Raw genomic sequence first — 26,075 nt, forward strand, 5'->3', positions numbered from 1 at the left:
AATACTTAAAACATAGAGGTGTTATAGATGAGTGAAGCTGAGGCTCGTCCATCGAACTTTATTCGCCAAATCATTGATAAAGATTTAGCGGATGGCAAGCATACTAGCGTGCATACTCGTTTTCCGCCGGAGCCAAATGGTTACCTGCATATCGGTCACGCAAAATCTATTTGTTTAAACTTCGGTATTGCTCAGGACTATCAGGGACAATGTAATCTTCGTTTTGATGATACAAACCCTGAAAAAGAAGACGTTGAATACGTTGAGTCGATTAAGAATGATGTAAGCTGGTTAGGCTTTGAGTGGTCTGGTGACGTGTGTTATTCATCAAACTACTTCGATAAGCTTTACGAGTATGCGGTTGAATTGATTAATAAAGGCTTAGCGTATGTTGACGAGCTAAGTCCAGAGCAGATCCGCGAGTATCGAGGAACGCTTACCGCACCTGGTAAACCAAGCCCATATCGTGATCGTTCAGTTGAAGAGAACTTAGCGCTATTCGAAAAAATGCGTGATGGCGGCTTCGAAGAGGGTACAGCTTGTCTTCGTGCCAAGATCGACATGAGTTCATCATTTATGGTTATGCGCGATCCTGTGCTTTATCGTGTTCGTTTCGCTCACCACCATCAAACAGGTGACAAGTGGTGCATTTATCCGATGTATGACTTCACTCACTGTATTTCAGATGCGCTTGAGGGCATTACCCACTCGCTATGTACGTTAGAGTTCCAAGATAACCGTCGCTTGTACGACTGGGTTCTTGAAAACATCACTATTGATTGCCAACCGCATCAGTATGAGTTCAGTCGTCTGAACTTGGAATACACAGTGATGTCAAAGCGTAAGCTTAACCAACTGGTGACTGAGAAACTGGTTAACGGCTGGGATGACCCGCGTATGCCAACGATTTCTGGTTTGCGTCGTCGTGGATTTACGCCTGCTTCAATTCGTGAATTCTGCAAACGTATCGGTGTGACAAAACAAGAGAACATGATCGAGTTTGGTTCTCTAGAGTCATGCGTTCGCGATGATTTGAATGAGAACGCTCCTCGTGCAATGGCTGTTTTAGATCCTGTGAAAATTGTGATCGAAAACTACCAAGGTGAAGGTGAAACCTTATCAATTGCAAATCACCCGAATAAACCAGAAATGGGTACACGTGAAGTACCATTTACTCGTGAAGTTTGGATTGAACGTGAAGATTTCCGCGAAGAAGCCAACAAGAAGTATAAGCGTCTTGTTTTAGGTAAAGAAGTTCGTTTACGTGGTGCTTATGTGATCAAAGCAGAGCGCATTGAGAAAGACGAAGCTGGCAATATTACTACGATTTTCTGTAGTTACGATGCTGATACGCTAGGTAAAAATCCAGCTGACGGTCGTAAAGTGAAAGGCGTTATTCACTGGGTATCAGCGGATAAAGGTCTACCTGCTGAGATTCGCCTGTATGATCGCTTGTTTACTGTTGCTAACCCTGCGGCGGCGGATAACTTTGCTGAAACCATCAATCCAGAGTCTCTAGTTGTGTCAAAGGGCTTTGTAGAGCCAAGTTTGGCAGCAGCAGATGCTTCTCAAGGTTACCAATTTGAGCGTATGGGTTACTTCTGTGCGGACATCAAAGACTCTAGTGCTGAATCTTTGGTTTTCAACCGTACCGTTGGTCTACGTGACACTTGGGCTAAGGTCGAAGCAAAATAATCACTTTAAGCCTCTCTTTTCTGAGAGGGGCTTTAGATACTAAAAAACCAGCCACAATGGCTGGTTTTTTTAATTCTACCCATTTAGCGTGTTAACGAGGTTCGTGCGCTTTAGGGTTATCTTTGCATGCACCACCAATGCACTTACCATAGAGGTAAAGGCTGTGGTTGGTGAGTTCGATATTATAACGAGCTGCAATCTCTTTTTGACGAGTTTCAATCACATCGTCAGAGAACTCGATAACCTCACCACAATCTAGGCACACAAGGTGATCATGATGGTGCTGAGTAGAAAGCTCAAATACCGATTTACCACCTTCGAAGTGATGGCGTGTAACAATACCCGCATCATCAAATTGGTTTAGAACACGGTAAACCGTTGCTAAACCGATCTCTTCTCCAAGATCGATGAGCTTCTTGTACAGATCTTCTGCACTGATATGTTGGTACTCTGGCTTCTGCAGTACTTCTAAAATTTTTAGTCGCGGCAGCGTGACTTTCAGTCCCGCGTCTTTAAGTGCCTTATTGTTGTCTGACATAAACTTTCCTGTAATGATCTGCAGCAATAAACAGATTTCAGTAATCTATTCATTATAGGGTACTACAGCGTAACAATAAACCTCGAACTTCAAAGGGTTACTAAGTATTAACATAGAAGGCGAACAATGTCACTTTACAAACACGTCTGACCAGTTACAATTCGTTTACATATGAAGTTGGATTGCGAGTTATGGATAAACGATTAGCGAAAATTTATAAACCCAAATACGTGAAGTTTGCATTGAACATCTGGCCACCTTTTTGGGGAGCCGGGATAAAAATCACTGAGATCAGTGAGGATTTTCGTTCAGTTAAAGTGCGATTAAAACTGAGGTGGTGGAACAAAAATGCCAATCGTTCCCAGTTTGGCGGCAGTATTTTCGCCATGACTGATCCTATCTATTCGTTGATGTTGATGGGAATTCTTCGCGAGCAATATTATGTTTGGGATAAAGAAGCCAGTATCGATTTTATCAAGCCAGGTTTTTCTGACTTAAATGCTGAGTTTGTAGTGAGCCAAGATATGTTGGACGGCATTCTACACAGTACGGCAACAGGGGATAAGTGCTTTCCAGAGTTTGTCACCCACATTCACAACCAGCATGGTGAGGTCGTCGCCACCATTCAACGTAAACTTTATATTCGTAAGAAGCCTAAATACCGCGCAGAAACAGAAAATGATACTACGTCGGTGCAAGCTTAGTTTTTGCCAGTAGTACACAACACGGTTATGGTTTGGTTTATTATTAACTGAATTAATGATGTAGTGAGGTGTCAGTGAAGCGTTTAGTCATTTTAGGTTTAACAGTGCTCTTTAGCGGCACTGTACTTTCAGAAACCTTAACACCTGAAATTTTGAGACAGCTCAACGACGATCTTGCTCATATTAAATTTAAGCAAGTTGACCCTAAAATCACAATCTCTGATATGCATCTTGCGCTCAATGATGGGATTTTGTTTAGAACGACCACATATCGATATGCGGGAGACCCTGAAACAGAATCAATGACTACCTGGATGCTAGAGGCGATGACTCAGCAAGTCTGTCAGCAACTGATGCCTATACTTAATGGACGGTTTAGCAATGTTAGCCAAATTGCTGCGACAGAGTCGATTGAGTTTGAAACAGGGCAAATTGCTTCAAAAACCCGAATTTGTAGTATTTCTGATACACAATCAAAATAAAAAAACCTCCGAAATGGAGGTTTTTTTGCATTCACTTTGGCGAGTGAATTAATCTTCTAGCTCAGCTAAGCACATTTCTTCATAAAGTTGCTTAGTCCAGTTAGATACACGCTCGTCAGTTAGTTCTGGCTGGCGGTCTTCGTCGATACATAGGCCAACGAATTGTGACTCATCGCCTTCAACAAGTGCTTTAGAAGCTTCAAACTCGTACCCTTCAGTTGGTGTGTAACCAATGATAGTACCGCCTTTTGCTTCAACGATGTCACGTACTGTACCCATAGCATCACAGAAGTACTCTGCGTAGTCTTCTTGGTCACCACAGCCAAAGATAGCAACAAGCTTAGTTGAGAAGTCAATGCCTTCTAGCTCTGGGAAGAAATCATCCCAATCTGCTTGAGCTTCGCCGTAATACCAAGTTGGGATACCTAAAAGCAGTAAATCGAAATTGTCGATATCTTCTTTGCTGCTTTTTGCAATGTCTTGAACGTGAACGAGCTGTTTACCCAATTGTTTTTGGATCATCTTTGCAATAGCTTCTGTGTTGCCAGTATCGCTACCAAAGAATAGACCTACACTTGCCATAGATTCAGTACCTTTTCATTGTCTGTGTTGGATTAAGGAACCGGAACGTTAGCCGAGTCCTGTGCCTTCCCAGCTGAGCTGAATAATGCCTTTTGCGACAAAACCTGCACACCCTAAGAACAGCACAAGCCATACAATACGTCGACCAAAAACAGGAACATTACCTTGTTTGAGGACATCTTTGATTGCCATACCGATCAAAAAGAAGATCGCTGCAAACAGTAGATCCAAACCAATAGATTCCAGTTTGTTTATGTAGTCGTAAAGCATGGTATTCCTTTATGCCAATATGCTTGCGCGGAACTATACCACTGTTGTTCGATAAAGTTAATGCGTGCTCGCAGTCGAGTAATGGTTTGACGTCAAATTTAGATAAATTTGCGTATAGCTCTTAGTACTTCTGCCGGTTTTTCTGCATGAAGCCAATGCCCAGTATTGGCAATAACATGCGCTTTGGCATTTGAAAATTGAGCTTGTATCAAAGGCTGATGTTCGGCCGTGAGGTAATCTGAGTCTCCGCCTTTAATAAATAAAATCGGAACATTACTTTTCTCAATTGGTTGCCAGCTCAAGATAGCTAAGTAGTTACGCTTCAAACTCTCAACATTAAAACGCCAAGCAATATAGTCATCCTGTTTATACAAAGATTTACCAAGAAATTGGCGAACCCCTTCCATTTCGATGTGTTGACTCATCAGTCCCATAGCATCCGCGCGCGACGTTGGCTTACTGGCAATCACCGCGTCTAGTCCAGACAATACATTGTCATGTCTGCGCACAGTGTACTCGACTGGAGACATGTCCATCACAATCAGTTTTGAAAGTGGATAATCAAAATCACACAAACGCATAGCAACTTTGCCACCCATTGAATGACCGATGACAATTGGCTTAGTGATATCTAATGACTCAAGCAGTTGCACCACATCTTGAGCCATCAAGGTGTAGTTATGATCATCGCTATGGAAAGAACGACCATGGTTACGTAGGTCGATACTAATGACATCGAAGTCTTGTTTTAGGTCTCTAGCCAAAACACCAAGGTTGTTCAAGTCTCCGAACAGACCGTGGATGAGGACGACAGGTAAGCCTTGACCTTCTCTTTTATAGTTCAATAAAGCTGACATTTTTCTGTTATTCGTGATGTGTTTAACGTAGAGGTTCATCGCGGAACTCGTTATAATCACCCAGAGTTTAAACATAGAGACTGTGAAAAGCGAATGAAAACAATTGAGGTTGATGAGGATCTATACCGTTATATTGCAAGCCAGACCCACCACATTGGCGAAAGTGCTTCAGATATCTTACGACGTTTATTAAAGGTAGATGCAGCCGAAACGGAACAGAAACCAGCTGCCGCTAAAACTATCGTCGTTAGTAAAGAGAACCCTCAGGTAGAGGCGGTAGATTCAGTAAAAGAAATGCGCTCACTGCTGATTTCTGACGAGTTTGCTGGATTGAAAAAAGCTATCGATAGATTTATGTTGGTACTATCAACTCTGCATCGCTTAAATCCAGAAGGCTTCTCTGAAGCTTCACAAGTTAAAGGTCGCAAACGCGTTTATTTCGCAAATAATGAAGCGGCTTTGCTAGAAAGCGGCAATACGACTAAGCCGAAAGCAATTCCTAATACCCCTTTCTGGGTTATCACCAACACTAATACCAGTCGTAAAAGGCAAATGGTGGAGCAGGTGATGACCATGATGGATTATCCCGCCGAACTCATCGAAAAAGTGACGGCATCCATCTAAGATTTCGATTCAAACCTCATAATGTTCATATTGAAACGAGTATTATGAGGTTTTTTTTATTTTTAAGCTTAATTTTGAAAGGACGTCTGTTATGGCTATACACCCACGCGCGGGCCAAAAGGCTCAGCAAGAAGACCTGCATAATATTCCTGCGCTCGTTGCTAATTACTTTTTAATTCAACCTGAAGCTGGCAACCAAGCACAAAGTGTGCAATTTGGTACTTCCGGTCACCGTGGTTGCGCTGACAAAGCAACCTTCAATGAAAACCACATTTTAGCAATAGCGCAAGCTGTTGCTGAAGTTCGTGCAGAAAAGGGCACTACAGGTCCACTTTTCGTAGGTAAAGATACTCACGCATTGTCAGAGCCTGCATTCTCAACTGTCGTTGAAGTGCTTGTAGCAAACGGCGTTACTGTTATCGCTCAAGAGAACAATGGCTACACCCCAACACCGGGTATTTCTCACGCTATTCTTACTCATAACTTAGCAAATGCGGATAAAGCGGATGGTATTGTTATCACACCATCGCATAACCCACCGCAAGATGGTGGCATCAAGTACAACCCAACGCATGGCGGTCCAGCAGAAGCAGAACTTACTCAGGCTATTGAGGATCGTGCTAACGACATCATTGCTAATGAAATGAAAGACGTGAAACGTCTTCCTATTGCAGTAGCAAAAACTCAGCCTTTATTCCAAGAGCGTGACCTTGTTAAGCCGTACATCGATGACTTGGTAAATGTGATTGATATGGAAGCGATTCAGAAGTCAAACCTGAAAATCGGCGTTGATCCATTAGGTGGTTCAGGTATCGATTATTGGCGTCAAATTGCCAGCGCTTACAACTTGGATCTGACGTTAGTCAGCGAAGCGGTAGACCCATCATTCCAGTTTATGTCTTTAGATAAAGACGGCGTGGTTCGCATGGACTGTTCATCACCTTATGCGATGGCGGGATTACTGGCGCTTAAAGATGACTACGATTTAGCATTTGGTAATGACCCAGATTATGACCGTCACGGTATTGTGACGCCAAAAGGCCTAATGAACCCGAACCACTATTTGGCTGTTTGTATCGACTATCTGTACCGTCATCGTAGCCAGTGGCGTGACGATGTGGCAGTAGGTAAGACGCTAGTATCGAGTGCGCTAATTGACCGTGTGGTTGCCGACCTTGGCCGTACACTGTGTGAAGTACCTGTGGGCTTTAAGTGGTTTGTTGATGGTCTGTATAACGGCGAGTTTGGCTTCGGTGGTGAAGAAAGTGCTGGTGCGTCCTTCTTACGTAAAGACGGAACGCCATGGTCAACGGACAAAGACGGTATCATCCTTTGCTTGCTAGCTGCTGAAATTACCGCGGTAACGGGTAAGAATCCACAAGAGTACTACGAAGAGCTGGCAGCGAAGCACGGTGAATCTAAGTACAACCGTATTCAAGCTGTTGCCAACACTGAACAAAAGAATGTACTTAAGAAACTGTCTCCAGAAATGGTAGCGGCAGAAACGTTAGCTGGTGATGCCATCACAGCTCGTTTGACGCACGCTCCAGGTAACGGTGCTGCAATCGGCGGTCTGAAAGTGACGACAGAAAACGGCTGGTTTGCGGCTCGTCCGTCAGGCACAGAGGACATCTATAAGATTTATTGTGAAAGCTTCAAAGGTGAAGAGCATTTGAAACTGATCGAGGCAGAAGCGCAAGAAATCGTCAATCAGGTGTTTGCCGCGGCAGGTCTGTAATCTTAATCTGATAGATTAACGATTAGTTCTACTATTAATAATATTGTAATAAGCGGTCGCAAATTGCGGCCGTTTTTTTATGCAATAGTTTCGAATAAAACGCAGATAAAAAAACACCGCCATTTAGGCGGTGTAAGAAAATTTGACAGACAGGTCAAAAATACAGGAAGTACACACATCGACTAGGGGATAACTAGCCAAAGTGTGGTGGTAGAATCTACCTAACTCGAAAATCGAGATTGCAAACACAACATCGCAAGCGCAAGTCAATTGATTCTACAGAGAATCAAGCCGTTCAGACTCGCGTTTGCGGGATGAAATATAGAATTTCTCTGGCTGTTCGGCAATGGACAATTTATAATGTTTCAGATTAAAAAAACTAATGCTTTAGAGAGTCGCTATGTCTAGACGTTTGCCTCCACTTAACTCGCTAAAAGTTTTCGAAGCTGCAGCGCGCCATTTGAGTTTTACTCGCGCAGCCGAAGAACTGTTTGTGACCCAAGCTGCGGTCAGTCATCAGATTAAAGCCCTTGAAGAATTCTTGGGATTAAAACTGTTTCGTCGCCGTAATCGTTCATTATTACTTACCGAAGAAGGGCAAGGGTATTTTCTTGATATCAAAGATATATTTACCTCTTTAGCCGAAGCGACAGATAAGGTGTTAGAGCGAAGCGAAAAAGGTGCGTTGACCATCAGCTTACCGCCGAGCTTTGCGATTCAGTGGTTGGTTCCTAGGCTTGCTGACTTTAATGAGCAAGAACCTGACATTGATGTGCGCATAAAGGCGGTGGACATGGATGAGGGTTCGCTAACGGATGACGTTGACGTAGCGATTTACTACGGTCGCGGCAATTGGCCTGGTTTACGTGCTGATAAGCTCTATCAGGAGTTTTTGGTGCCACTCTGCTCTCCAGCACTGTTACTTGGCAATAAGCCTTTAGATGCGCTATCCGATTTGTCAAAACACACCTTATTGCATGATACCTCTCGTAAAGACTGGAAGCAGTTTGCGAAACAAAACGAGATTGATGGCGTAAATGTGAATCATGGCCCGATATTCAGTCACTCGACTATGGTGCTGCAAGCTGCGGCACATGGGCAAGGGATTGCTTTAGGGAATAACGTATTAGCCCAACCCGAGCTTGATGCTGGGCGATTGATTGCTCCGTTTGATGAAGTACTGGTCACCAAGAATGCGTTTTACGTCGTGTGCCATGATAAACAAGCAGATATGGGACGTATCGCGACCTTTAGAGATTGGATGTTAGCTAAGGCACAGAGTGAGCAAGAGGAACTTCTGGATGAATAATGTTGTGTTTGATGGCCCAGAAAATGGACCACTGTTCTTATTTGCTCACGGTGCGGGCGCTGGAATGGACCACGAGTTCATGCAAGATGTCACCACGCGTTTGGCTGAAAAAGGGGTTCGCGTTGCTCGTTTCAATTTTCCTTATATGGAAAAACGTGCAATAGATGGCAAAAAACGCCCACCTGATCGTGCGCCTAAACTGTTAGAGGCGATGACTGCAGTCATAGAGGAAGTTGCTGGTGGTCAGCCGATAGTGATTGGTGGTAAGTCGATGGGAGGACGTATGGCATCCATGCTATCTGAACATCCCATGGTTCAATCCATTGCTTGTCTAGGTTTCCCATTCCATCCTCCTGGTAAACCAGAGAATTATAAAGGCACACATTTAGCGACGATCGATAAACCGATTCTTATTATCCAAGGAGAGCGAGATACGTTTGGGAAATTTGAAGAATTCGAACAGTTCGAGTTTTCAGACCAAGTCTCAACCAGCTTTATTCCCGATGGTGATCATAGCTTTAAGCCTCGCAAGTCTTCGGGGTTCACGGAAGCCCAAAATAGACAGTTAGCCGTAGATCGTCTCGCGTTGTTTATCAAAGGGATCTCTGATGTCTAGCCGCTTTCTTGTCATAGTCGCTTCTATTTCGGGGCTGTTGAGTGTTGCGCTTGGAGCGTTTGCTGCCCACGGTTTGAAAAAGATACTGTCGCCTTATCTTATTGGCGTTTTCGAAACGGGCGTGACTTATCAGTTTATTCATACTTTAGCTATCTTACTGTGTGCTTTGTTGGCAACGATCGTTAGCAACCCTAATTCTCGAAAGGCATTTCATCGTGCTGCGATTTGCTTTATCATCGGCATCCTTTTCTTTAGCGGTAGTCTATACGCCTTAGCGCTAACTGGGGTGAAGTGGTTTGGACCTATCACTCCAATGGGCGGCGTGATGTTTATGGTAGGTTGGGTATTTCTCGCCTACGCTGGATATCAGATGACTGACGAAACAACCAAAGATGGAGTCAATCAGTGAAACAAGTAATGCTTTATTGCCGCTCTGGATTCGAGAAAGAGTGTGCAGGTGAGATTCAAGACAAAGCGAATGCCATTGAAGTATTCGGCTTCCCTAGAGTGAAGAATAACTCTGGCTATGTGATATTTGAATGTTACCAAGCAGGCGATGCAGATAGATTGATTCGTGAGATCGATTTCCAATCACTGATTTTTGCTCGTCAAATGTTTGCCATCGCGAGTGAACTAGAGTCACTCCCAGCAGAAGACCGTATTACGCCGCTACTTGAGTCATTGGAGTCCATTGAGCAATTTCCTCGCTGTGGGGATTTACGTATTGAAACTCCTGATACTAATGAAGCGAAAGAGCTACTTAAGTTCTGTCGTAAGTTCACGGTGCCGGTTCGCCAAGCGATGCGTGGTAAAGGTTATCTGTTCAATAAAGAGCATAGTAAGAAGCCAGTGCTGCATATTTGCTTTATTCGTTCAGGACATTGCTTTGTTGGTTACTCCTATCCAGAAAATAGCTCCGCGTTTTTCATGGGTATCCCTCGTCTTAAGTTCCCGGTGGATGCGCCAAGTCGCTCAACATTAAAGCTTGAGGAAGCATTCCATGTCTTTATCCCTAAAGAAGAGTGGGATACTCGATTAGCATCAGGCATGTGGGGCGTTGATCTAGGTGCCTGTCCAGGCGGTTGGACGTATCAATTAGTGCGTCGTTCGATGTTTGTTCATGCTATCGATAATGGCATGATGGCAGACAGCTTAATGAATACTGGTCAAGTGAAGCATCATCAAGTCGATGGTTTTAAGTTTGAGCCACCACGTAAAAACGTTACTTGGTTGGTGTGTGATATGGTTGAGAAACCAGCTCGTGTTGCTCATCTGATGGGCGAGTGGTTGATTCGTGGTTGGGCGAAAGAGACTATCTTTAACCTGAAGTTGCCAATGAAAGGTCGCTATGACGAGGTTCTTCAGGATATTGAAAACCTTAAGGTATTCTTAATCGAGAACAAGGTGAAGTTTAAGCTTCAAGCTAAGCACTTGTACCACGACCGTGAAGAAATCACAGTGCACATCCAAGTGCTATCCAACATCTCGCCTCATTAAAGCGTATGGGGGCTTAAGACTGAGCGCTTGAGCCCTCGAATCTGATATCTTGTAAATTAAAGCCTAACTCAATGTCGGTTTTTAGTGCGGCAACCTGCTTACACTTTCTCGCCATTTCAATATGCTCATCTAACTTCTTACGGTATTTAGCTGCGAGGTCATCCGAGGTATAAGCCGACTCAATATCGGTGAACTGATTAAGGATTTCCTTGGCCGCTTTAGGTCCTACCCCAGCAACCCCAGGTACTTGTGATGAGCTGATTCCAGTTAACCCCCAGTAGTCGGCAAGTTGTTCCGGTTTGACCCCAAACTCTTGCTCAACAAATGGTGCGTCTAGCCAACGGTGTTGGAAATAATCGCGAATTTGTAATGTTGGCGAAAGTATCTGGCAATAGCCTTTATCTGTAGAAATAATGGTGACTTTCTCGTTGTGACTGGCTACTTTTACCGCCAAGGTCGCGACCAAGTCATCAGCTTCATCGCCTTCAGAAAGCAAGGAATCGATTCCTAATTGCCACCAAGCATCTTGTATTTTTTCCAAACCATTGAATAAAGGCTCAGGCATGGGTTTACGGTTTTGCTTGTATTCAGGAAGGATGTCAGCGCGCCAACCTCGATCCTGTTCATGATGGTCAAACACGGCAATGATATGCGTGGGTTTGGACTCGTCTAAAATGCGATGTAAGGTTCTCGACGTGGTTTGAATGGTTCTATCGATATCTGTTGGGTCGGGTTGAACCGCATGTACTCGGCGGATGAGATTGAGTGCATCGATGATAACGAGATGAATTGACATAAATTTAAGGCCACTTGAGAACGTGGCCTTATTGTAAATAATCTTCAGTTGAGTTTCAGTGTTTTATTCGCCGTTGGCGATTCGATAACATGGAACATACTCAGAACCCGGTAATTTCATGCGTTGTTGCGCCACGAAATCAGCTAACAATCGGTCCATTTTCTTCATTAATGATTTATCACCGTCAATGATAAATGGTCCATGTTTCTCTATCTCTTTGATGCCTTCAGCTTTAACGTTACCAGCCACGATGCCAGAAAACGCTTGGCGCAGGGCGGCTGCTAGGTTTTCAGGTCTTTGGTTAAGATGTAAATCTAACCCTGCCATATTTTCATGAGTGGGGTCGAACGGAAGTTGGAACTCAGGTTCAATATGCAGTGACCAGTTGTAGCTGTATGCATCGCCCGTTTTTTTACGATGTTCTTTTACCGTTGGCATCGCCTGTTTCATGATTTGTGCAGCTTTCTCTGGATTATCAATAATGATCTGATAATACTTCGTCGCTTCTTCGCCAAGGGTCGAACGGACAAACTCATCAATGGAGCGGAAGTAGGCTTCGCTCTCTTTTGGACCTGTCAGGACGATTGGCATTGGCTGGTCGGCATTATTCGGATGCATCATGATACCAAGGATATATAGTAGCTCTTCCGCTGTCCCTGGACCACCTGGGAAAATAATAATACCGTGGGCAATTCGAACAAACGCTTCCAAGCGCTTTTCAATGTCGGGCATGATAACCAGCTCATTGACGATTGGGTTTGGTGGCTCGGCCGCAATAATTGATGGTTCGGTTAAACCTAGATAACGCTGCTCAGTATAACGCTGTTTGGCGTGACCAATCGCGGCTCCTTTCATTGGTCCTTCCATTGCGCCTGGACCACAACCAGTGCAGATATTAAGCTCTCGTAGACCAAGTTCGTTACCGACTTCTCGAGTGTACTGGTATTCTGTTGGGTTTATGGAGTGTCCGCCCCAACAGACAATCAAATTAGGTTCGATACCTGGAATCAATGTGCCCGCATTACGTAAGATACCAAACACTAAGTTAGTGATATGGGTAGAGTTGGTCAGGTTAAGTCGCTGACTATCGGCCAAGTGCATGTTGACGTATACGATGTCACGTAACACAGAGAAGAGGTGTTCTTGGATACTTTTGATAATATGACCATCCACGAATGCATGTTCTGGTGGATTGGCTAGTTCAAGTTTGATGCCGCGTTCACGGCGCATGACATTAACATCAAAAGTCTTATATTTGTCGAGCAGCTCTTTTGAGTTGTCGGTGTGGCTGCCGGAATTGAGTACCGCTAAGGTACAATTGCGATACAGTTGATAAAGGTCACTAGATGCGGTTTTTTTAAGACGCTCTACTTCTAGCTGAGACAGCAGGTCCATACTCCCTGCTGGGCTAATATGCGTGATCATAAGCATTTCCTTTTCTAGAACCGAAAGCGATTCATGTCTCGCTACTGTCTGTATTTGTTGGCTGAAAGCTTAAGAGTCAAATATCAGACAGTGAACCAATCGCCTTAGTTATTCGTGTTGTTATAGTTATTTGCGTTGCTATAGTTACTCGCGCTTTGCAGTCGGTCGCGTAGTTTTAGTTATTGGCTGTGGACTTAGTTCCAGCAATAGCTTCGGTTAAGTACACAGATAACTATTAGATTAGCAAATGTGACACAAGTTTCTATAACTATTTGAAAAATAAAAGAGGACTAGGGCTTCCAAGCCAATTGGTTAGGACCGAGTTTTTGAGTGTGTGCGATCGTTTTGTGTAAACGCTCAAGCACTTCATCTGGGGTGTCATTGTGACTAAAGGCCGTACTTGCTGCTGATAAAGTGATAGTGATCAGTTGGTCACGGAATTTGAATGGTAAGTTGCTGATTTTAGTTTGTATTTCTCTAACTTTAGCTTGGCAATAAGCTTCATTTTGCTCAGGCATAATCAGTACAAACTCTTCGCCAGAGAAGCGAGCAACGGTATCTGTCTTTGAAACTGTGCTTGAAATGGTTTTAGCGATGATTTTAAGAGCCTTATCTCCAGCGCTATAGCCAAAGTTGTGGTTTATGCTCTTAAACTTATCGATATCAAAGATAATAACCCAGAGTGGATGCTGATTCTTAAGCCAGCGACGATATTCGATCTCAAGTTTATCCAGCAAAGCGGTACGATTGTAGACCTTAGTAAGGGGGTCTAACAGCATGCGTTTGGATTGATCCTCTAGGCGGCGTCGATAGTCTTGAGTGACATCGTAAAGTGACTCAAGCTGATTATTGCTGTGCGTCATTCTTTCTAACAAGGCTTGTTCACGAGCTTCGGCATGTTGCAGGCGCTCGGTTAGGGAAGCTAGTTGAGCAAACAATGGATTCATGGTTCGCTTAGCATCTTCTAAGTCTTGCAAGTTGGCGATACTGTTTTGTCCCGTAGTCACTAAATCACTGAGTTCTTTACTCATGATTTGTCGCTGCTCAAAGTAGATTTGATTCTGATCGAGGTTTTGAGCATTGCTTTTTAGTGAGGACGAAAGTGACGTATTTACTCGTTCTAAAAATTGCTCTGAGGTGCGACGCTCATATTTGGTGGCATCAATAACCAAACGTAGTACTTGTAAGGTCAGCTCGAGCAAGTTATTGCCGGAGGCGTCAGTAAGCAGCTTAGAGCGAATTTCAAACAGTTGCTCCCCAGGCTCACCGTCAAAATCAAGTTCTGTAATCAGGTTCTGAAGCTCGTCACCTAAGGTTAACAGTAAAGCGGAATCCGCACTGATTTCTGGTTCTTTGGAGGTTAACGCAGAGTTTGAGGTAATAATCTTGATGGCACGTTCATAAATTGCCAGCAGTTTCACCGCGTTATCAGTGAGTTTTAGTGAGTTGTTGTCGTTGTAAGCAAGGATAGAGCGCAGGTCACGCTTGATTTGAGCGGGTAGGCCAGCAACGCGCTGCAACGTTTCGCCACTGCGTCGAGTCTGCTCTTCCAATGAGCTTTGTTGTTTTTCCATGGCAACTGCCTTTTGACCGATCAGGCGCTCCAAAATAGCAAACTTTGGCACCAAACTACTGATGTCTTTGTTATGCTCTAACTCATGGCGTAATTCAATCAGTTTGTCATCAATTCGCGAGTGCGAACCAATATGGGCGTGACTTAAGGTACCAATAAAGCGTTTTAGAATGGTTTGCTCACGACGAGATTTCAGCGATGCATCTCGTTGAGCAACGCGTAATTGCTCCAACTGCATTCTAAGCTGATGGAGATTCTCCATTGTCTCGCTATCCTGTGAGCCCATAAATCCTATAAAAACAAACTAGTTGTCAAACTTATTGATGTATTGATTGATAATATCAAAAAACATCACAACGTCACGTAATCTTGCGTTCAAGTGCCGTATTTTTACTCACTAGTCAGTATTTTTTTGAACCCGTCCTCATTCTGAGAGGATGAGTGCACTTTTATTAGTCCTTGTTTTATAGCGGTTCGACATGCTTGTCGGATATCTTCAGTCGCTAAACTTGCAGCAGGTGCATTATCTATCGCCTTCAAATAAACCCAATGACTTTTACTTTCTTTCATACTGACATCACGTGCCATATGCGTGGCGATGAGTAAGATGTCAAGCAGCTCTTTATCATTGATGGCGGTGTAGGCTCGTGGCAAGAAGGGGTAGTTGGCCATGCCGACTCGGACGATACGATTGATGTTTCGATTTGGCTCAAATTCGTCCACCCAACTTTGAATTTCTTCGAATAAACTCTCTGCGGTTCGCGGCTTAATACTCGGCTCAATGTAGAGTAAGTTCGCGTCGGAGAAATGATAGATACGAGCGGGGCTTTCTATTTTGCTACGGATAAATTCACCAAATGCTCGTTCTAGTTCGAGACCCGATTTGTAACCGTTTTGAAGGTACATGTTTCTTAGGAACGGTACATCGATCATGACAAAACGAAGACGATCGCTTAGTGGCTCGTTAATGAGCTCACCAACCTGCCACTGTTCAAAGTAGCTTTGGGTACGCTGTAAAGAACTTGGTAAGTTAGCGTTCAATAAACGTAGGTTCGGTAAACCAGAGCGAGCATGGGTAAATAACGTGTCATTAAGTTCTTTTAACTCGGTTTTGTTACGTCGATAAACATAGAACAATCTCAGCCCCATCAGTGCCATGACAGAGAGGGCACAGAACAGACCAAAAGCGACTTTCTGGAACTTTTTCTGTTGCAGCAGTGCATCTTTGAGCTCTTGTTTTTGCGTTTCGTAGTGTAGGCCCTGTTCAACAAACTGTTTTTGTTGCCTGAAGGCGTCTTCACTTATTTGATTAAGCTGATCTTGCTGGTAAATGCGCAGCGAATTAGCTTTCTTAATTTCATCGAGTGCTTGTTGGTAGTGGCCTTGCTGTTCATGGCCTAACGCTAACAACTGGTATGCTTGCTGTTCTAGCGATGTTTGATTCAGGGATTTACTCAGCTCAAGTGCCTTGGTGGCATGTTCAATGACTTTGTCATTTTCTTGCTGGTGGTAAGCTAGTCCTGCGTACAATAGTGATGCACGCGCCTTAAGCGCCGGGTAATCGGCATAACTTAATAGGTTTTCTGCTCGGGTAAGATACTGCTCGGCAAGCGGATAGTTGTAGAGTTGCAAATACGTGGATGCCAAACTAATTCTAATATCGATGACTTTTTCGATATTTTTATCGGTTGCTTGGTGGTCGATAACATTAAAGTAATGCACTAAAGCCAAGTTGTATTTCCCTTGAAGGAAATAAATATCCCCCATGAGCTTTAACACATCCGCGAGGATAGGGGACTCAGGGTAATTGCCATAAAAATCGGCGGCTTGTGACAAGTGTTCAAGCGCTTTATCCAGTACCTGACGCTGCATGAATAACTGCGCTAGCAATTGGTTAATATGTGCCAGCTGATCGCTACTGTTCAGCTCGATTGCGGTCCAATAAGCGAGCAAGAGCTCAGATAGCGCTTCGTTGTAGCGTCGGTAGCGGAGGAAGTGGGTGCCATAAGCGGTATGATATTCAACTTCCCATTTCGAAAGTTTATCTTGCGGTACGAATTCATTCGCCTTTTGATACATATGATTCGCGAGATCGTATTCATTTTCCGCCGAAGCTATCTCTGCTTGTAAGATTTTGATGCGGTAGCTGGTGCGGTTAGCAATGCTTTGGCCTTTACGAATCGCCTCAAGGTCTTTTTCTATAGTCTTGAGCGCATCTAACGCCTTTGCCCCTTCGCTGTCTGTCAGCCACAGTAAACGTGTCTTGAGGATGCGTACATCCAGCTCTAAAAACAGCAAGTGATATTGCTTGGTCATTGACTCAGCTTTATCTAAGCCTTGCAAGGCCTCTCGGACTCGCCCCAAGTTAAACTGGGCTTGAGAAGCGATGATTAACGCATTCACCGTACTTAATGGCGTTCGAATGCGTTGGTCGGTATCGTCACGAGATAGGTTTGGAAGGCGATCATCATTGGGCTCTGCAAAACTGCGGTTTGTCAGGTAGTCGGTCGCGATTTCTAGCGCTTTGCTGGGCTCAATTTCGACCAACTTATCCGCCTCAACCAAGAGGGGAGAAGTAAAAGACGACGTTGCATTCGCCACACTACTTAGAAGCGCTGCAAAAATCCCTAATACAACCCAAAATTTAGAGCCCATGAAAGTGTCCATTTCCTGAAGTTTAAAAGGTTACTGTCTTGCCATACGAGCATTATGCTCAGGTGCTTGATATTGATTAGAACGGTATGGGTTGATGTCTAAACCACCGCGACGAGTGTATCTTGCATACACAGTTAACTTAGTTGGATTACAGTATTGCATCAAATCAGTGAAAATACGTTCGACACACTGTTCGTGGAATTCGTTGTGTTCGCGGAAGGACACTAAGTAGCGCAGTAACGCTTCTCGATCTATCTTTGCGCCTTGATATTGTATTTCCACGCTGCCCCAATCTGGCTGATTAGTGATCAAGCAATTTGATTTTAGCAGATGGCTATGAAGCGCTTCCTCAACGATTTCATCACCCGCAGCGTCTTTAAGAAGCTCTGCATCAAATTCGTAGTTATCGATGGCAATATCCTGGTCATCAATACATTCGCCTGCCATACCTACGATTTTGGTATTTTCGAAATCCGCGACAGGGGTCAGTTTGACACTGACCGTTTCGCCTGCGCAGTTAGACAGATCAGTTACAATTGTGGACTGCACTTGCTCCCAAGTTGCAAATCGCGTTTGATTGTAGCTATTCAAATACAGTTTGAATGACTTCGACTCGATAAGGTTTGCACTCGTAGCTGGAATGGACACTTCACCGACCGCGACTTGAGGTAAACCTTTAGCATTGAGCCATGAGATTTCATATAGCGTCCAAATATCACACCCTTGGAATGGCAGAGTTTTCCCTAGTTCAAGGTCATCACGATTTAAGCTTCTCGGCACTGGTTGCAATAAAGTGGCATCGTAGTGATTGGCGTACTCGGTTTTTTGGCCGAGGGTGAGACCTGAAAGCTCTTTAGCGTTGGAATATTTGCTCATAATTGTGTGATATTTCGATTAGAATAAGCTGAATTTTACGAGATCCCTGAATAGCTGTCATCCTTTGTCGTGGTAAAACGCGTTGTAAGCGAAGGATAACTGGAGAGAATATGAATCAAAGTGTACAACAAGCTTTGGAGGCGTTTTCAAAACGCTATCAACAAGCATGGCAAGAAAAACATCAAACACTTCCTGCTAGTGAAGAATTGCATGGATTAGTTTCCCCATGTATTGATAGCAAAGACGAGCAACAGGTTTATTGGACACATTGTCTTCGCGATGCTCCTGAGATGCTCGAAAACATCGAGCAAGGTATTGAGTTGAGCCTTCACGATGACATTAAAGGTTTTTACGGCCATCAATATAGTGCTGATATGGAAGCAACTTGGCAGGGTAACGAACTGACCTTACTGCAAGTTTGGAGTGACGATGATTTTACTCGTTTGCAAGAAAATATCTTGGGCCACTTGGTGACACAAAGAAGGTTGAAGCTTAAGCCTACGGTATTTATCGCGGCAACCGATGCCGATATGGACGTGATTTCAATCTGCAACATCACTGGAAATGTCATTCTGGAGCGTTTGGGTACCGATAGAAGAGATGTGATTGCTGAAGATATCGTCACTTTCCTCGATGGATTGGAGCCTAACGTTTAATTATGTATGTTGTTGAGCTTCATTTTGAGTGTTTTGATAACACCACCATCAGCGCAGTAGAAAAAGGTATTAATGGCCTGATGGATGCGCTGCGATATAACGGTCAGGTATTAGGGCGTGAATTTCCCATAGTGATGGGGGAAGGGGAGTTTTTTGTACGAGCTGTGTGTCCTGAACAAGAAAGCCTACATCCCAAACATCACTCTGATTTTGTGAAAGTCTGCCTCAAGCGTTTATCAGAGGCATGCCTGCTCGCACCTAAAGTAAGATTATTGGGACGCGATATTAACTCAGAGCAAGCGGCAGAAGATGAAGTACCAAGTTGGCAAGTGCTTTATACCACCTATGTGCACACTTGTTCTCCACTTCGAAGTGGTGAGACCTTATTGCCTATTCCGCTCTACCGAAACCCTCCGACTCTAAATGGAGACCATAAGTCGGTCATTAAATGGCAAACCGAATGGCAAGCTTGCGATGAGATTCAGATGGCAGGAGGATGTAAAGCTGAGCATGCCGCATTACGAGAGCTATCGGACATTGGTAGTGATATTTTCCGTCGTGGTTGGGATATTCGTGGCCGCATTGAGTACATTACACAAATTCCAACCTATTACTATCTCTACAAAGTTGGTGGTAAGGATCTAGCAGAAGAGAAAGCTCGCAAATGCCCTAAATGTGGTGGTGAATGGCTACTTGATGAGCCTTTGCATGACATTTTCTACTTCAAATGCGATACCTGCCGAATAGTGTCGAATATTTCTTGGGATCATCTGAAGTAAAACAGTTTGAACGCAGGGTTTAGAACGTAAAAAAGGTTGAAGCGAGATGCTTCAACCTTTTTTGTATCTGAATTAAAAGCGAGTCATTACCAGCCTTTAACAACACCACCTTGGAAGATATCAGAAGCGGCGTTGTAGACTTCGTCAGTTTGGTATGCTTTAACGAAGTTTTGTACATTTTCAGCGTTTACATTGTCTTCACGAGCTACGATAAGGTTTACGTATGGCGACTCTTTATCTTCAACAAATACGCCGTCTTTTTGAGGTGTTAGGTTGATAGAGCTAGCGTACGTAGTGTTAATGACTGACAGCGCAACATCGTCGAGTGAACGTGGAAGTTGAGCAGCATCAAGCTCAACGATGGTGATGTTTTTCGGATTGCTCTCGATGTCACGAACGGTAGCCAGTAGACCAACGCCATCACGTAGCGTGATCAGACCTTGTTGCTCAAGAAGCAGCAGAGAACGACCTAGGTTTGTTGGATCGTTTGGTACTGCAATGCGAGCACCATCTTGGATTTCATCCACAGACTTTACTTGCTTAGAGTAGCCTGCGATAGGGTAGACAAATGTGTTACCTGCAACAGTCAGCTTATAGTTGCGGTCTGCAATTTGTTGATCCAAATATGGCTTATGTTGGAATGCGTTGATATCAATAGAGCCATCATCTAACGCTGCGTTTGGCGTCACGTAATCTGTGAAGGTAACTAACTCAACATCAAGGTTGTATTTTTCTTTTGCTACTTTCGCTGCTACTTCTGCTACCTGTGCTTCTGCACCGGCCATAACACCAACTTTGATTTTGTTAGTATCGGCTTCTTTCTCACCACAACCGGCTAGAACGAGTGCAGACGCTGCTGCTGCGATTGCGAGTAAATTCTTAACGTTGAATTTCATGACTCTCTCCTTGTTATAAATCTAAAACTTCAATTATCTGTGGTCTACGCGGCGCACAATAGTGTCGCCAATAGACTGAATAATTTGTACTAATACGATGAGCATGACGACAGTAACTGCCATGATAACCACATCATATCGGTGGAATCCGTAACGTATCGCGACATCACCAAGACCACCGCCACCGACTGTGCCAGCCATTGCTGAGTAGCTTACAAGTGTCACTAATGTAATTGTCACTGAATTGACAATAGTCGGTAATGCTTCAGGAAGCAGCACTTTGGTAATAATTTGATAAGGGGTAGCACCCATTGACTGCGCCGCTTCCACTAAGCCCGTTGGAACTTCAAGCAAGGCGCCTTCAATTAAACGAGCGACAAATGGAATAGCCCCTACTGTTAATGGCACGATGGCTGCAGTTGTACCAATAAAGGTACCGATGAGCATTTTGGTCACTGGAATGATGGCGACCATTAACACTAAGAATGGTACAGAACGGCCTACGTTGACTATGGCACCTAGCACACTATTTAGGCGTGGATTTTCCAGCAAGCCACCTTTCTTCGTCGTATGGAGAATCACCCCTAGCGGAATACCTACTGCGAAGCCAACAATGCCAGCAACAGCGACCATGTAGAGCGTTTCCCATGTCGCGCCGAGCAGTAGATTGCCATTAAGTGATAGCCATTCAGAGACAGTATTAAAGGACATAGCCAAGTACCTCTACTTTTACATTGTGGTCACGAAGGTATTGGATTGCTGCATTATCATCGCTTTCATTACCGAATAACTCAGCAACCATCATGCCAAATTTAACCCCACCGGCATAATCAAGATCTGAGCTGAGAATGCTTACATCAATGTTGTATTTGCGCGCAATTTGCGTCATTAGCGGTGCGTCAACGGTTGCTCCAGTGAACTCAAGGCGTACCAGTGGGTAACTGCCTTCAACTCGTTCGGTTTGCAAGCGAGCTTGATAATCTTCCGGAATAGAAAGATCCAGTGTGGAGCGAATAAATTCGTGCGCGAGCTCGGTTTTAGGATGAGCGAAGATTTCGCCCACAGTGCCTTTCTCTACAAGGTGACCATCACCAATGATTGCTACTTCATGGCAGATGCTTTTCACCACATCCATTTCATGAGTAATAAGTAACATGGTGATTTTAAGTTTACGGTTAATTTCTTTGAGCAGTTCAAGAATAGACTGAGTCGTCGCTGGGTCTAGTGCGCTCGTCGCTTCATCGCATAGCAGAACTTTAGGGTCAGAAGCTAAGGCTCGAGCAATGGCGACGCGCTGCTTTTGTCCGCCACTCAGGTTAGCCGGATATGTGTCACGCTTGTCGGCAAGGCCTACTAATTTAAGCAGTTCAGAGACTTTGTTCTCAATATCAGAACTTGCTTTACCTGCAAGTTCAAGTGGTAACGCGACGTTCTCAAATACGGTACGAGATGAAAGCAGATTAAAGTGCTGAAAGATCATGCCAATATTGCGGCGCGTTTCGCTTAGCTCTGACTTGGACAGTTTAGTCAGGTCAATACCATCAACAATGACTGCTCCAGACGTCGGTGCTTCTAGCATGTTAACGCAACGAATCAGGGTACTTTTCCCTGCACCGGACGAGCCAATCACACCAAAGATGGTGCCTTCAGCAATATGAAGGTTAATATCAGACAAAGCGTTGATTTCCTTTGTCCCTTGATAAAACACTTTGTTTACCTGATTAATTTCGATCATCTAAGCAACCTAAACCCAATGAGTAGCATAAAAGTTTGAACTACATCTCAATTGATAGAAGATGCTATGGGTTTCACCGATTTGTGTCAATAGATATTTTTACGTCTAGACGTCTAAACGGCATTTTCATAGTGATGTGGATATAAAAGCATGTAATAATTCATGTCATTAGCACTTATCTAGAGCAAGAGAGTAACCTGTGGCAAAACCAGCTGTGTTTTTAGACCGTGATGGCGTAATCAATATCGACCATGGCTATGTAAGCGATGAACATGACTTCGAATATGTTGAAGGTGTGTTTGAAGCGACCAAGAAGTTACAAGATATGGGCTACATGCTCGTGCTAGTAACGAACCAGTCAGGGATCGCTCGTGGGATGTTCTCAGAAGACCGCTTTTTGTCTCTAACTCAATGGATGGACTGGAACTTCTCAGATAATGGTATCGAATTTGATGGTATTTACTACTGCCCTCATCATCCAGAGCACGGAGTTGGTGACTACAAACAAGATTGTGACTGTCGTAAGCCAAAACCGGGGATGTTCATTTCGGCAAGAGATTTTCTCAAGATAGACATGGCTAAATCCGTTATGGTGGGTGACAAAGCTGAAGATATGATGGCGGCTGAAGCGGCTGGTGTGGGTACTAAGATTTTAGTTCGTACAGGTAAGCCTGTTACTGAGCGCGGCGAGTCCATTGCGACTACGGTTCTTGATAGCATCCGCGACGTACCAGCGTATCTTGCTAAATAGACACATACTGAATGGGTGTTGGCCTTAAAGAGGAGAAATGATGCTTTCAATTGCAAAAAAAACGTTGTTACCCGTTTTATTGGTGAGTGGATTGGCGGCATGCAGTAGTGGCGGACAAACGGAATCCACAGCTGGTAGTTATCATGTGCTCCAATATGAGTGTGATAGTCAAAATTTCCAGGTCACTCAACTTTCCAGTGAACAAATCCTTTTGCTGATAGACAAGACGGAATATCCGTTGCATAGAGTCCCCTCAGCATCCGGCGTGCGCTATACCTTGGATGGTGAATCGCAAACCGATTCTAATATTGAGTTGTTCAGTAAAGGTCGAGAAGGCATGCTAACAATGAATGGTGTCACTGATAAGTCCTGCCGTATGACCACACGCAGTATTCCTAAAGGCTAATGACTAAAAAACTGACCATACTTGATATCGCGAAACTATCGGGAGTCGGCAAATCGACCGTCTCTCGAGTGTTGACCAATGACCCCAAAGTTAAGCCTGAGACTCGCGAAAAGGTAGAGCAGGTGATCGCGGAGCATGGTTATGTTCCGTCAAAATCGGCTCAGTCTATGCGAGGTGGTGGAGCTCAGAACGTGATTGGTGTGATCATTTCTCGACTGGATTCCCCTTCTGAAAACAAAGCCGTCAGCAGCATGCTTAATGTACTCTATGCGGCAGGCTATGACGTTGTGATTATGGAAAGCCAGTTCGATCCGGTGAAAACTAATGAACATCTTAACGTGTTGCGAAAGCGAAATGTGGATGGGGTAATAGTGTTTGGTTTTACCGAGTTGGATCTGGATGCCGTGGCAGATTGGGATGAAAAGGTAGTTGTGATTGCGATGGATACCGATCGAGTGTCGTCGATCAATTACGACAATGCCGGTTTGATCCACGCGGTTCTGAATAAGCTTAAAGATCAAGGCGTGAGTGATCTGGCGTTTATTGGTGTAGATCCTGAAGATAAAACTACAGGCTTAGCTCGCTTAAACGCTTATCAAGTTTGGTGTGAAGAGCAGCAATTGCCGGCTCGGTTTCGTACCGGAGCACTTCATCATGAGAGTGCATATTCACTAGTGGATGATGTGGTGAGTGATTCCCTGCAAGCCATTGTCTGCGCCAGCGATACTCTAGCACTGGGTACCATTAAGCGCTTACAAGAGTTAGGAAGAGAGGACATTATTGTCACGGGTATTGGTGGCAATGAATTGTTGTCATTTTTATTCCCGAATATCTACAGTATTGATCCTGGCTATCATCAAGCAGGTGAAAAAGCAGCTAACCTATTGATTAAGCAATTGAAAGGCGACGCTATCGTCTCTCATCTCACACAAGAAGCTGTGTAAACACGGCTTCTACTCTGTCTTCTCATCCTTTTCTTTTGATGCATTTCTCTACAATTATTGTGATCACTCTCAATTAATGGGAATGTTCCCATTTACGTTTTTTTCTCGTGTGTCACACTGCATTTAGATTTTTGGGAATGTTCCCATTGGCGCATTGCGGTATTATTAATACAACGAGACACATGGACGCTTGTTATCCAACGTCTCTATATCAGTAAAAAGGTGTACATACGATGAGCAAGATAGCGAAGCAAGATATTGCAGCCATCATCGAAGGGGTCGGCGGTGCCGACAACATTGCCAGTGTGAGTCACTGCTTAACTCGTCTGAGATTTGTTCTTAACGACACAGAAAAAGCAGATAAATCAGCACTAGAAAGCTTAAAGGTTGTTAAGGGCTGCTTTACCAATGCTGGCCAATTCCAAGTCGTAATTGGTACTGAAGTCGATGAAGTATACAAGCTACTTATTGACATGGCGGGCAAGAAAGCTGCATCAAAAGATGATGCCAAACTGGCTGCTCGCCAAAATATGAATATTCTCGAGCGCGGTATTTCGCATCTAGCCGAAATTTTTGTTCCTCTTTTACCTGCGATTATCACTGGCGGTCTGATTCTTGGTTTTCGAAATGTCATTGGCGACATTCGCATGTTCGATGGCAAGACGCTGGTTGAAATCAGCCAGTTCTGGGCCACGGTTCATTCGTTCTTATGGTTAATTGGTGAAGCAATCTTCTTCTTCCTGCCTGTTGGTGTGTGCTGGTCGACAGTGAAAAAACTGGGAGGCACACCTATTCTGGGTATTACTCTGGGTGTGACCTTGGTGTCGCCACAACTAATGAATGCCTACTTAATCGGTAAGCAGGTTCCTGAAGTCTGGGACTTTGGTTTATTCGTGATAGAGAAAGTGGGCTATCAAGCTCAGGTCATTCCGGCCATGTTAGCCGGTGTTGCGTTGGCCTTTATCGAAACGAACCTTAAACGTATTGTTCCAAGTTACCTGTATCTGGTTGTGGTGCCTTTCGTTTCAATCATTCTATCTGTGATTTTAGCGCACGCACTTATTGGTCCTTTTGGTCGCGTGCTGGGTGACGGTGTTGCATTTGCAGCGAAAGCTGCGATGACGGGTGACTTCGCGGTTCTTGGTTCTATGGTATTTGGCTTCCTATACGCACCACTTGTGATAACGGGTATCCACCACACGACTAACGCCGTTGACTTACAGCTTATGCAAGACCTTGGCGGTACGCCAATCTGGCCTTTGATTGCTTTGTCAAACATTGCTCAAGCTTCTGCAGTTGTCGGTATCATCATTATTAGTAAGCGCGAAGGCGAACGAGATATTTCAGTTCCTGCTGCTATCTCTGCGTACTTAGGAGTAACAGAACCTGCAATGTACGGTATTAACTTGAAATACAAATTCCCGATGTTGAGCGCCATGATTGGTAGTGCGCTTGCTGCAGCGATTTGTGGTAGCGCTGGTGTAATGGCGAATGGTATTGGTGTTGGTGGTCTACCGGGTATTCTTTCCATCCAACCTCAGTACTGGACGGTATATCTAATGGCGATGCTAGTAGCTATGGCGGTGCCAATTATCCTAACCCTGTTCCTGTATAAACGCGCTCAGTCAAAAGGCGAGCTAGAGCTTGCAAGCGCGTAACTCCCCCATTAGT

27 protein-coding genes are annotated in these 26,075 nt (G+C 44.2%); 15 read left to right on the top strand and 12 right to left on the bottom strand.

Going from position 1 to position 26,075, the window contains the following annotated elements:
• Positions 1 to 27 precede the first annotated feature (27 nt).
• On the top strand, positions 28 to 1,695 hold the full coding sequence (gene glnS / locus JKJ11_RS03540) for a glutamine--tRNA ligase (RefSeq protein ID WP_006071895.1): 1,668 nt from the start codon (positions 28 to 30) through the stop codon (positions 1,693 to 1,695).
• 91 nt (positions 1,696 to 1,786) lie between these two features.
• Here glnS and fcrX read toward each other — a convergent pair whose 3' ends face one another.
• Positions 1,787 to 2,233 (bottom strand): ferric iron uptake transcriptional regulator FcrX, encoded by a 447-nt coding sequence (gene fcrX / locus JKJ11_RS03545; RefSeq protein ID WP_006071894.1) that lies wholly within the window; start codon positions 2,231 to 2,233, stop codon positions 1,787 to 1,789.
• Between the two features lie 191 nt (positions 2,234 to 2,424).
• On the opposite strand from fcrX, the gene JKJ11_RS03550 reads away from it, so the two are divergent.
• Both JKJ11_RS03550 and JKJ11_RS03555 read left to right on the top strand, forming a co-directional pair.
• A complete protein-coding gene (locus tag JKJ11_RS03550) occupies positions 2,425 to 2,937 on the top strand; it encodes a DUF4442 domain-containing protein (RefSeq protein WP_252038748.1) in 513 nt (170 codons plus the stop codon).
• 74 nt (positions 2,938 to 3,011) lie between these two features.
• A complete protein-coding gene (locus JKJ11_RS03555) occupies positions 3,012 to 3,419 on the top strand; it encodes a hypothetical protein (protein ID WP_124940685.1) in 408 nt (135 codons plus the stop codon).
• Positions 3,420 to 3,467: 48 nt separating this feature from the next.
• Here JKJ11_RS03555 and fldA read toward each other — a convergent pair whose 3' ends face one another.
• The 3 genes from fldA to JKJ11_RS03570 all read right to left on the bottom strand — a co-directional run bounded on the left by fldA (position 3,468) and on the right by JKJ11_RS03570 (position 5,128).
• Entirely contained in the window at positions 3,468 to 4,001 is a 534-nt protein-coding gene (gene fldA, locus JKJ11_RS03560) for a flavodoxin FldA (protein ID WP_006075773.1), read from the bottom strand.
• 48 nt (positions 4,002 to 4,049) lie between these two features.
• A complete protein-coding gene (locus tag JKJ11_RS03565; RefSeq protein ID WP_006075772.1) occupies positions 4,050 to 4,271 on the bottom strand; it encodes a DUF2788 domain-containing protein in 222 nt (73 codons plus the stop codon).
• Between the two features lie 98 nt (positions 4,272 to 4,369).
• Complete coding sequence (locus JKJ11_RS03570) at positions 4,370 to 5,128, bottom strand: alpha/beta fold hydrolase (protein WP_252039093.1); 759 nt, start codon at positions 5,126 to 5,128, stop codon at positions 4,370 to 4,372.
• Positions 5,129 to 5,221: 93 nt separating this feature from the next.
• Here JKJ11_RS03570 and seqA point away from each other — a divergent pair, with 93 nt between their 5' ends.
• The 6 genes from seqA to rlmM all read left to right on the top strand — a co-directional run bounded on the left by seqA (position 5,222) and on the right by rlmM (position 10,912).
• Positions 5,222 to 5,752 (top strand): replication initiation negative regulator SeqA, encoded by a 531-nt coding sequence (seqA, locus tag JKJ11_RS03575; protein ID WP_171389018.1) that lies wholly within the window; start codon positions 5,222 to 5,224, stop codon positions 5,750 to 5,752.
• A 91-nt stretch (positions 5,753 to 5,843) separates the two neighbouring features.
• Positions 5,844 to 7,490 (top strand): phosphoglucomutase (alpha-D-glucose-1,6-bisphosphate-dependent), encoded by a 1,647-nt coding sequence (gene pgm / locus JKJ11_RS03580; protein WP_252038749.1) that lies wholly within the window; start codon positions 5,844 to 5,846, stop codon positions 7,488 to 7,490.
• A gap of 400 nt (positions 7,491 to 7,890) precedes the next feature.
• Positions 7,891 to 8,799: a transcriptional regulator GcvA gene (locus tag JKJ11_RS03585; RefSeq protein ID WP_038225434.1), complete on the top strand. Its 909-nt coding sequence runs from the start codon at positions 7,891 to 7,893 to the stop codon at positions 8,797 to 8,799.
• Positions 8,792 to 9,415, top strand: a complete 624-nt coding sequence (locus tag JKJ11_RS03590; protein ID WP_198557395.1) for an alpha/beta family hydrolase — start codon at positions 8,792 to 8,794, stop codon at positions 9,413 to 9,415. Before JKJ11_RS03585 ends, JKJ11_RS03590 begins: the two co-directional genes overlap by 8 nt.
• On the top strand, positions 9,408 to 9,824 hold the full coding sequence (locus tag JKJ11_RS03595) for a DUF423 domain-containing protein (RefSeq protein ID WP_031493794.1): 417 nt from the start codon (positions 9,408 to 9,410) through the stop codon (positions 9,822 to 9,824). Before JKJ11_RS03590 ends, JKJ11_RS03595 begins: the two co-directional genes overlap by 8 nt.
• The gene (gene rlmM / locus JKJ11_RS03600) at positions 9,821 to 10,912 is read left to right on the top strand and encodes a 23S rRNA (cytidine(2498)-2'-O)-methyltransferase RlmM (RefSeq protein WP_124940690.1); all 1,092 of its coding nucleotides are present in this window, start codon (positions 9,821 to 9,823) and stop codon (positions 10,910 to 10,912) included. The genes JKJ11_RS03595 and rlmM overlap by 4 nt, the downstream gene beginning before the upstream one ends.
• 13 nt (positions 10,913 to 10,925) lie before the next feature.
• Here rlmM and xni read toward each other — a convergent pair whose 3' ends face one another.
• The 5 genes from xni to queF form a co-directional block, all read right to left on the bottom strand.
• Positions 10,926 to 11,708, bottom strand: coding sequence for a flap endonuclease Xni (gene xni / locus JKJ11_RS03605; RefSeq protein ID WP_006075688.1), 783 nt, complete (start codon positions 11,706 to 11,708; stop codon positions 10,926 to 10,928).
• A 63-nt stretch (positions 11,709 to 11,771) separates the two neighbouring features.
• Positions 11,772 to 13,133: a nucleotide 5'-monophosphate nucleosidase PpnN gene (ppnN, locus tag JKJ11_RS03610; protein WP_031496516.1), complete on the bottom strand. Its 1,362-nt coding sequence runs from the start codon at positions 13,131 to 13,133 to the stop codon at positions 11,772 to 11,774.
• Positions 13,134 to 13,423: 290 nt separating this feature from the next.
• A complete protein-coding gene (locus JKJ11_RS03615; protein WP_031496518.1) occupies positions 13,424 to 14,992 on the bottom strand; it encodes a GGDEF domain-containing protein in 1,569 nt (522 codons plus the stop codon).
• Positions 14,993 to 15,096: 104 nt separating this feature from the next.
• On the bottom strand, positions 15,097 to 17,361 hold the full coding sequence (locus tag JKJ11_RS03620) for a tetratricopeptide repeat protein (RefSeq protein ID WP_006075399.1): 2,265 nt from the start codon (positions 17,359 to 17,361) through the stop codon (positions 15,097 to 15,099).
• Between the two features lie 30 nt (positions 17,362 to 17,391).
• Positions 17,392 to 18,237, bottom strand: coding sequence for an NADPH-dependent 7-cyano-7-deazaguanine reductase QueF (gene queF, locus JKJ11_RS03625; RefSeq protein WP_252038750.1), 846 nt, complete (start codon positions 18,235 to 18,237; stop codon positions 17,392 to 17,394).
• Between the two features lie 110 nt (positions 18,238 to 18,347).
• Here queF and syd point away from each other — a divergent pair, with 110 nt between their 5' ends.
• On the top strand, positions 18,348 to 18,893 hold the full coding sequence (syd, locus tag JKJ11_RS03630; RefSeq protein WP_038225426.1) for a SecY-interacting protein: 546 nt from the start codon (positions 18,348 to 18,350) through the stop codon (positions 18,891 to 18,893).
• A 2-nt stretch (positions 18,894 to 18,895) separates the two neighbouring features.
• Positions 18,896 to 19,672 carry a Zn-ribbon-containing protein gene (locus JKJ11_RS03635; RefSeq protein ID WP_031493175.1) on the top strand — a complete coding sequence of 259 codons (777 nt, stop codon included), beginning with the start codon at positions 18,896 to 18,898 and terminating at the stop codon, positions 19,670 to 19,672.
• A gap of 86 nt (positions 19,673 to 19,758) precedes the next feature.
• Here the strand turns inward: JKJ11_RS03635 and JKJ11_RS03640 are convergent, their stop codons facing one another.
• Genes JKJ11_RS03640 through metN form a run of 3 tightly spaced genes read right to left on the bottom strand, consistent with a single transcriptional unit; the run spans position 19,759 to position 22,303 of the window.
• The gene (locus JKJ11_RS03640; RefSeq protein ID WP_038225424.1) at positions 19,759 to 20,568 is read right to left on the bottom strand and encodes a MetQ/NlpA family lipoprotein; all 810 of its coding nucleotides are present in this window, start codon (positions 20,566 to 20,568) and stop codon (positions 19,759 to 19,761) included.
• Between the two features lie 33 nt (positions 20,569 to 20,601).
• Positions 20,602 to 21,279 carry a methionine ABC transporter permease gene (locus JKJ11_RS03645; RefSeq protein ID WP_252038751.1) on the bottom strand — a complete coding sequence of 226 codons (678 nt, stop codon included), beginning with the start codon at positions 21,277 to 21,279 and terminating at the stop codon, positions 20,602 to 20,604.
• Entirely contained in the window at positions 21,269 to 22,303 is a 1,035-nt protein-coding gene (gene metN, locus JKJ11_RS03650; RefSeq protein ID WP_252038752.1) for a methionine ABC transporter ATP-binding protein MetN, read from the bottom strand. The genes JKJ11_RS03645 and metN overlap by 11 nt, the downstream gene beginning before the upstream one ends.
• Before the next feature lie 199 nt (positions 22,304 to 22,502).
• On the opposite strand from metN, the gene gmhB reads away from it, so the two are divergent.
• The 4 genes from gmhB to treB all read left to right on the top strand — a co-directional run bounded on the left by gmhB (position 22,503) and on the right by treB (position 26,062).
• Entirely contained in the window at positions 22,503 to 23,054 is a 552-nt protein-coding gene (gmhB, locus tag JKJ11_RS03655) for a D-glycero-beta-D-manno-heptose 1,7-bisphosphate 7-phosphatase (RefSeq protein ID WP_240206546.1), read from the top strand.
• Between the two features lie 37 nt (positions 23,055 to 23,091).
• Positions 23,092 to 23,460 carry an MliC family protein gene (locus JKJ11_RS03660; RefSeq protein WP_051647164.1) on the top strand — a complete coding sequence of 123 codons (369 nt, stop codon included), beginning with the start codon at positions 23,092 to 23,094 and terminating at the stop codon, positions 23,458 to 23,460.
• Positions 23,460 to 24,404, top strand: a complete 945-nt coding sequence (gene treR / locus JKJ11_RS03665; RefSeq protein WP_038225420.1) for a trehalose operon repressor TreR — start codon at positions 23,460 to 23,462, stop codon at positions 24,402 to 24,404. The genes JKJ11_RS03660 and treR overlap by 1 nt, the downstream gene beginning before the upstream one ends.
• Positions 24,405 to 24,637: 233 nt before the next feature.
• Positions 24,638 to 26,062 (top strand): PTS trehalose transporter subunit IIBC, encoded by a 1,425-nt coding sequence (gene treB / locus JKJ11_RS03670; protein ID WP_062456962.1) that lies wholly within the window; start codon positions 24,638 to 24,640, stop codon positions 26,060 to 26,062.
• Positions 26,063 to 26,075: the final 13 nt, after the last annotated feature.

Source organism: Vibrio sp. SCSIO 43133 (assembly GCF_023716845.1).
Classification (GTDB): Bacteria; Pseudomonadota; Gammaproteobacteria; order Enterobacterales; family Vibrionaceae; genus Vibrio; species Vibrio mediterranei.

Excerpts from the sequence above, each read along its gene's own strand:
- queF (WP_252038750.1), bottom strand. The coding sequence starts at position 18,237 with ATGAGCAAATATTCCAACGCTAAAGAGCTTTCAGGTCTCACCCTCGGC.
- ppnN (WP_031496516.1), bottom strand. The coding sequence starts at position 13,133 with ATGATCACGCATATTAGCCCAGCAGGGAGTATGGACCTGCTGTCTCAG.
- JKJ11_RS03620 (WP_006075399.1), bottom strand. The coding sequence starts at position 17,361 with ATGGGCTCTAAATTTTGGGTTGTATTAGGGATTTTTGCAGCGCTTCTA.
- xni (WP_006075688.1), bottom strand. The coding sequence starts at position 11,708 with ATGTCAATTCATCTCGTTATCATCGATGCACTCAATCTCATCCGCCGA.
- JKJ11_RS03585 (WP_038225434.1), top strand. The coding sequence starts at position 7,891 with ATGTCTAGACGTTTGCCTCCACTTAACTCGCTAAAAGTTTTCGAAGCT.
- metN (WP_252038752.1), bottom strand. The coding sequence starts at position 22,303 with ATGATCGAAATTAATCAGGTAAACAAAGTGTTTTATCAAGGGACAAAG.
- JKJ11_RS03565 (WP_006075772.1), bottom strand. The coding sequence starts at position 4,271 with ATGCTTTACGACTACATAAACAAACTGGAATCTATTGGTTTGGATCTA.
- JKJ11_RS03595 (WP_031493794.1), top strand. The coding sequence starts at position 9,408 with ATGTCTAGCCGCTTTCTTGTCATAGTCGCTTCTATTTCGGGGCTGTTG.
- pgm (WP_252038749.1), top strand. The coding sequence starts at position 5,844 with ATGGCTATACACCCACGCGCGGGCCAAAAGGCTCAGCAAGAAGACCTG.
- JKJ11_RS03550 (WP_252038748.1), top strand. The coding sequence starts at position 2,425 with ATGGATAAACGATTAGCGAAAATTTATAAACCCAAATACGTGAAGTTT.
- JKJ11_RS03660 (WP_051647164.1), top strand. The coding sequence starts at position 23,092 with ATGATGCTTTCAATTGCAAAAAAAACGTTGTTACCCGTTTTATTGGTG.
- JKJ11_RS03590 (WP_198557395.1), top strand. The coding sequence starts at position 8,792 with ATGAATAATGTTGTGTTTGATGGCCCAGAAAATGGACCACTGTTCTTA.
- fldA (WP_006075773.1), bottom strand. The coding sequence starts at position 4,001 with ATGGCAAGTGTAGGTCTATTCTTTGGTAGCGATACTGGCAACACAGAA.
- seqA (WP_171389018.1), top strand. The coding sequence starts at position 5,222 with ATGAAAACAATTGAGGTTGATGAGGATCTATACCGTTATATTGCAAGC.
- glnS (WP_006071895.1), top strand. The coding sequence starts at position 28 with ATGAGTGAAGCTGAGGCTCGTCCATCGAACTTTATTCGCCAAATCATT.
- syd (WP_038225426.1), top strand. The coding sequence starts at position 18,348 with ATGAATCAAAGTGTACAACAAGCTTTGGAGGCGTTTTCAAAACGCTAT.
- JKJ11_RS03640 (WP_038225424.1), bottom strand. The coding sequence starts at position 20,568 with ATGAAATTCAACGTTAAGAATTTACTCGCAATCGCAGCAGCAGCGTCT.
- JKJ11_RS03645 (WP_252038751.1), bottom strand. The coding sequence starts at position 21,279 with ATGTCCTTTAATACTGTCTCTGAATGGCTATCACTTAATGGCAATCTA.
- JKJ11_RS03615 (WP_031496518.1), bottom strand. The coding sequence starts at position 14,992 with ATGGGCTCACAGGATAGCGAGACAATGGAGAATCTCCATCAGCTTAGA.
- treR (WP_038225420.1), top strand. The coding sequence starts at position 23,460 with ATGACTAAAAAACTGACCATACTTGATATCGCGAAACTATCGGGAGTC.
- fcrX (WP_006071894.1), bottom strand. The coding sequence starts at position 2,233 with ATGTCAGACAACAATAAGGCACTTAAAGACGCGGGACTGAAAGTCACG.
- treB (WP_062456962.1), top strand. The coding sequence starts at position 24,638 with ATGAGCAAGATAGCGAAGCAAGATATTGCAGCCATCATCGAAGGGGTC.
- JKJ11_RS03570 (WP_252039093.1), bottom strand. The coding sequence starts at position 5,128 with ATGTCAGCTTTATTGAACTATAAAAGAGAAGGTCAAGGCTTACCTGTC.
- JKJ11_RS03635 (WP_031493175.1), top strand. The coding sequence starts at position 18,896 with ATGTATGTTGTTGAGCTTCATTTTGAGTGTTTTGATAACACCACCATC.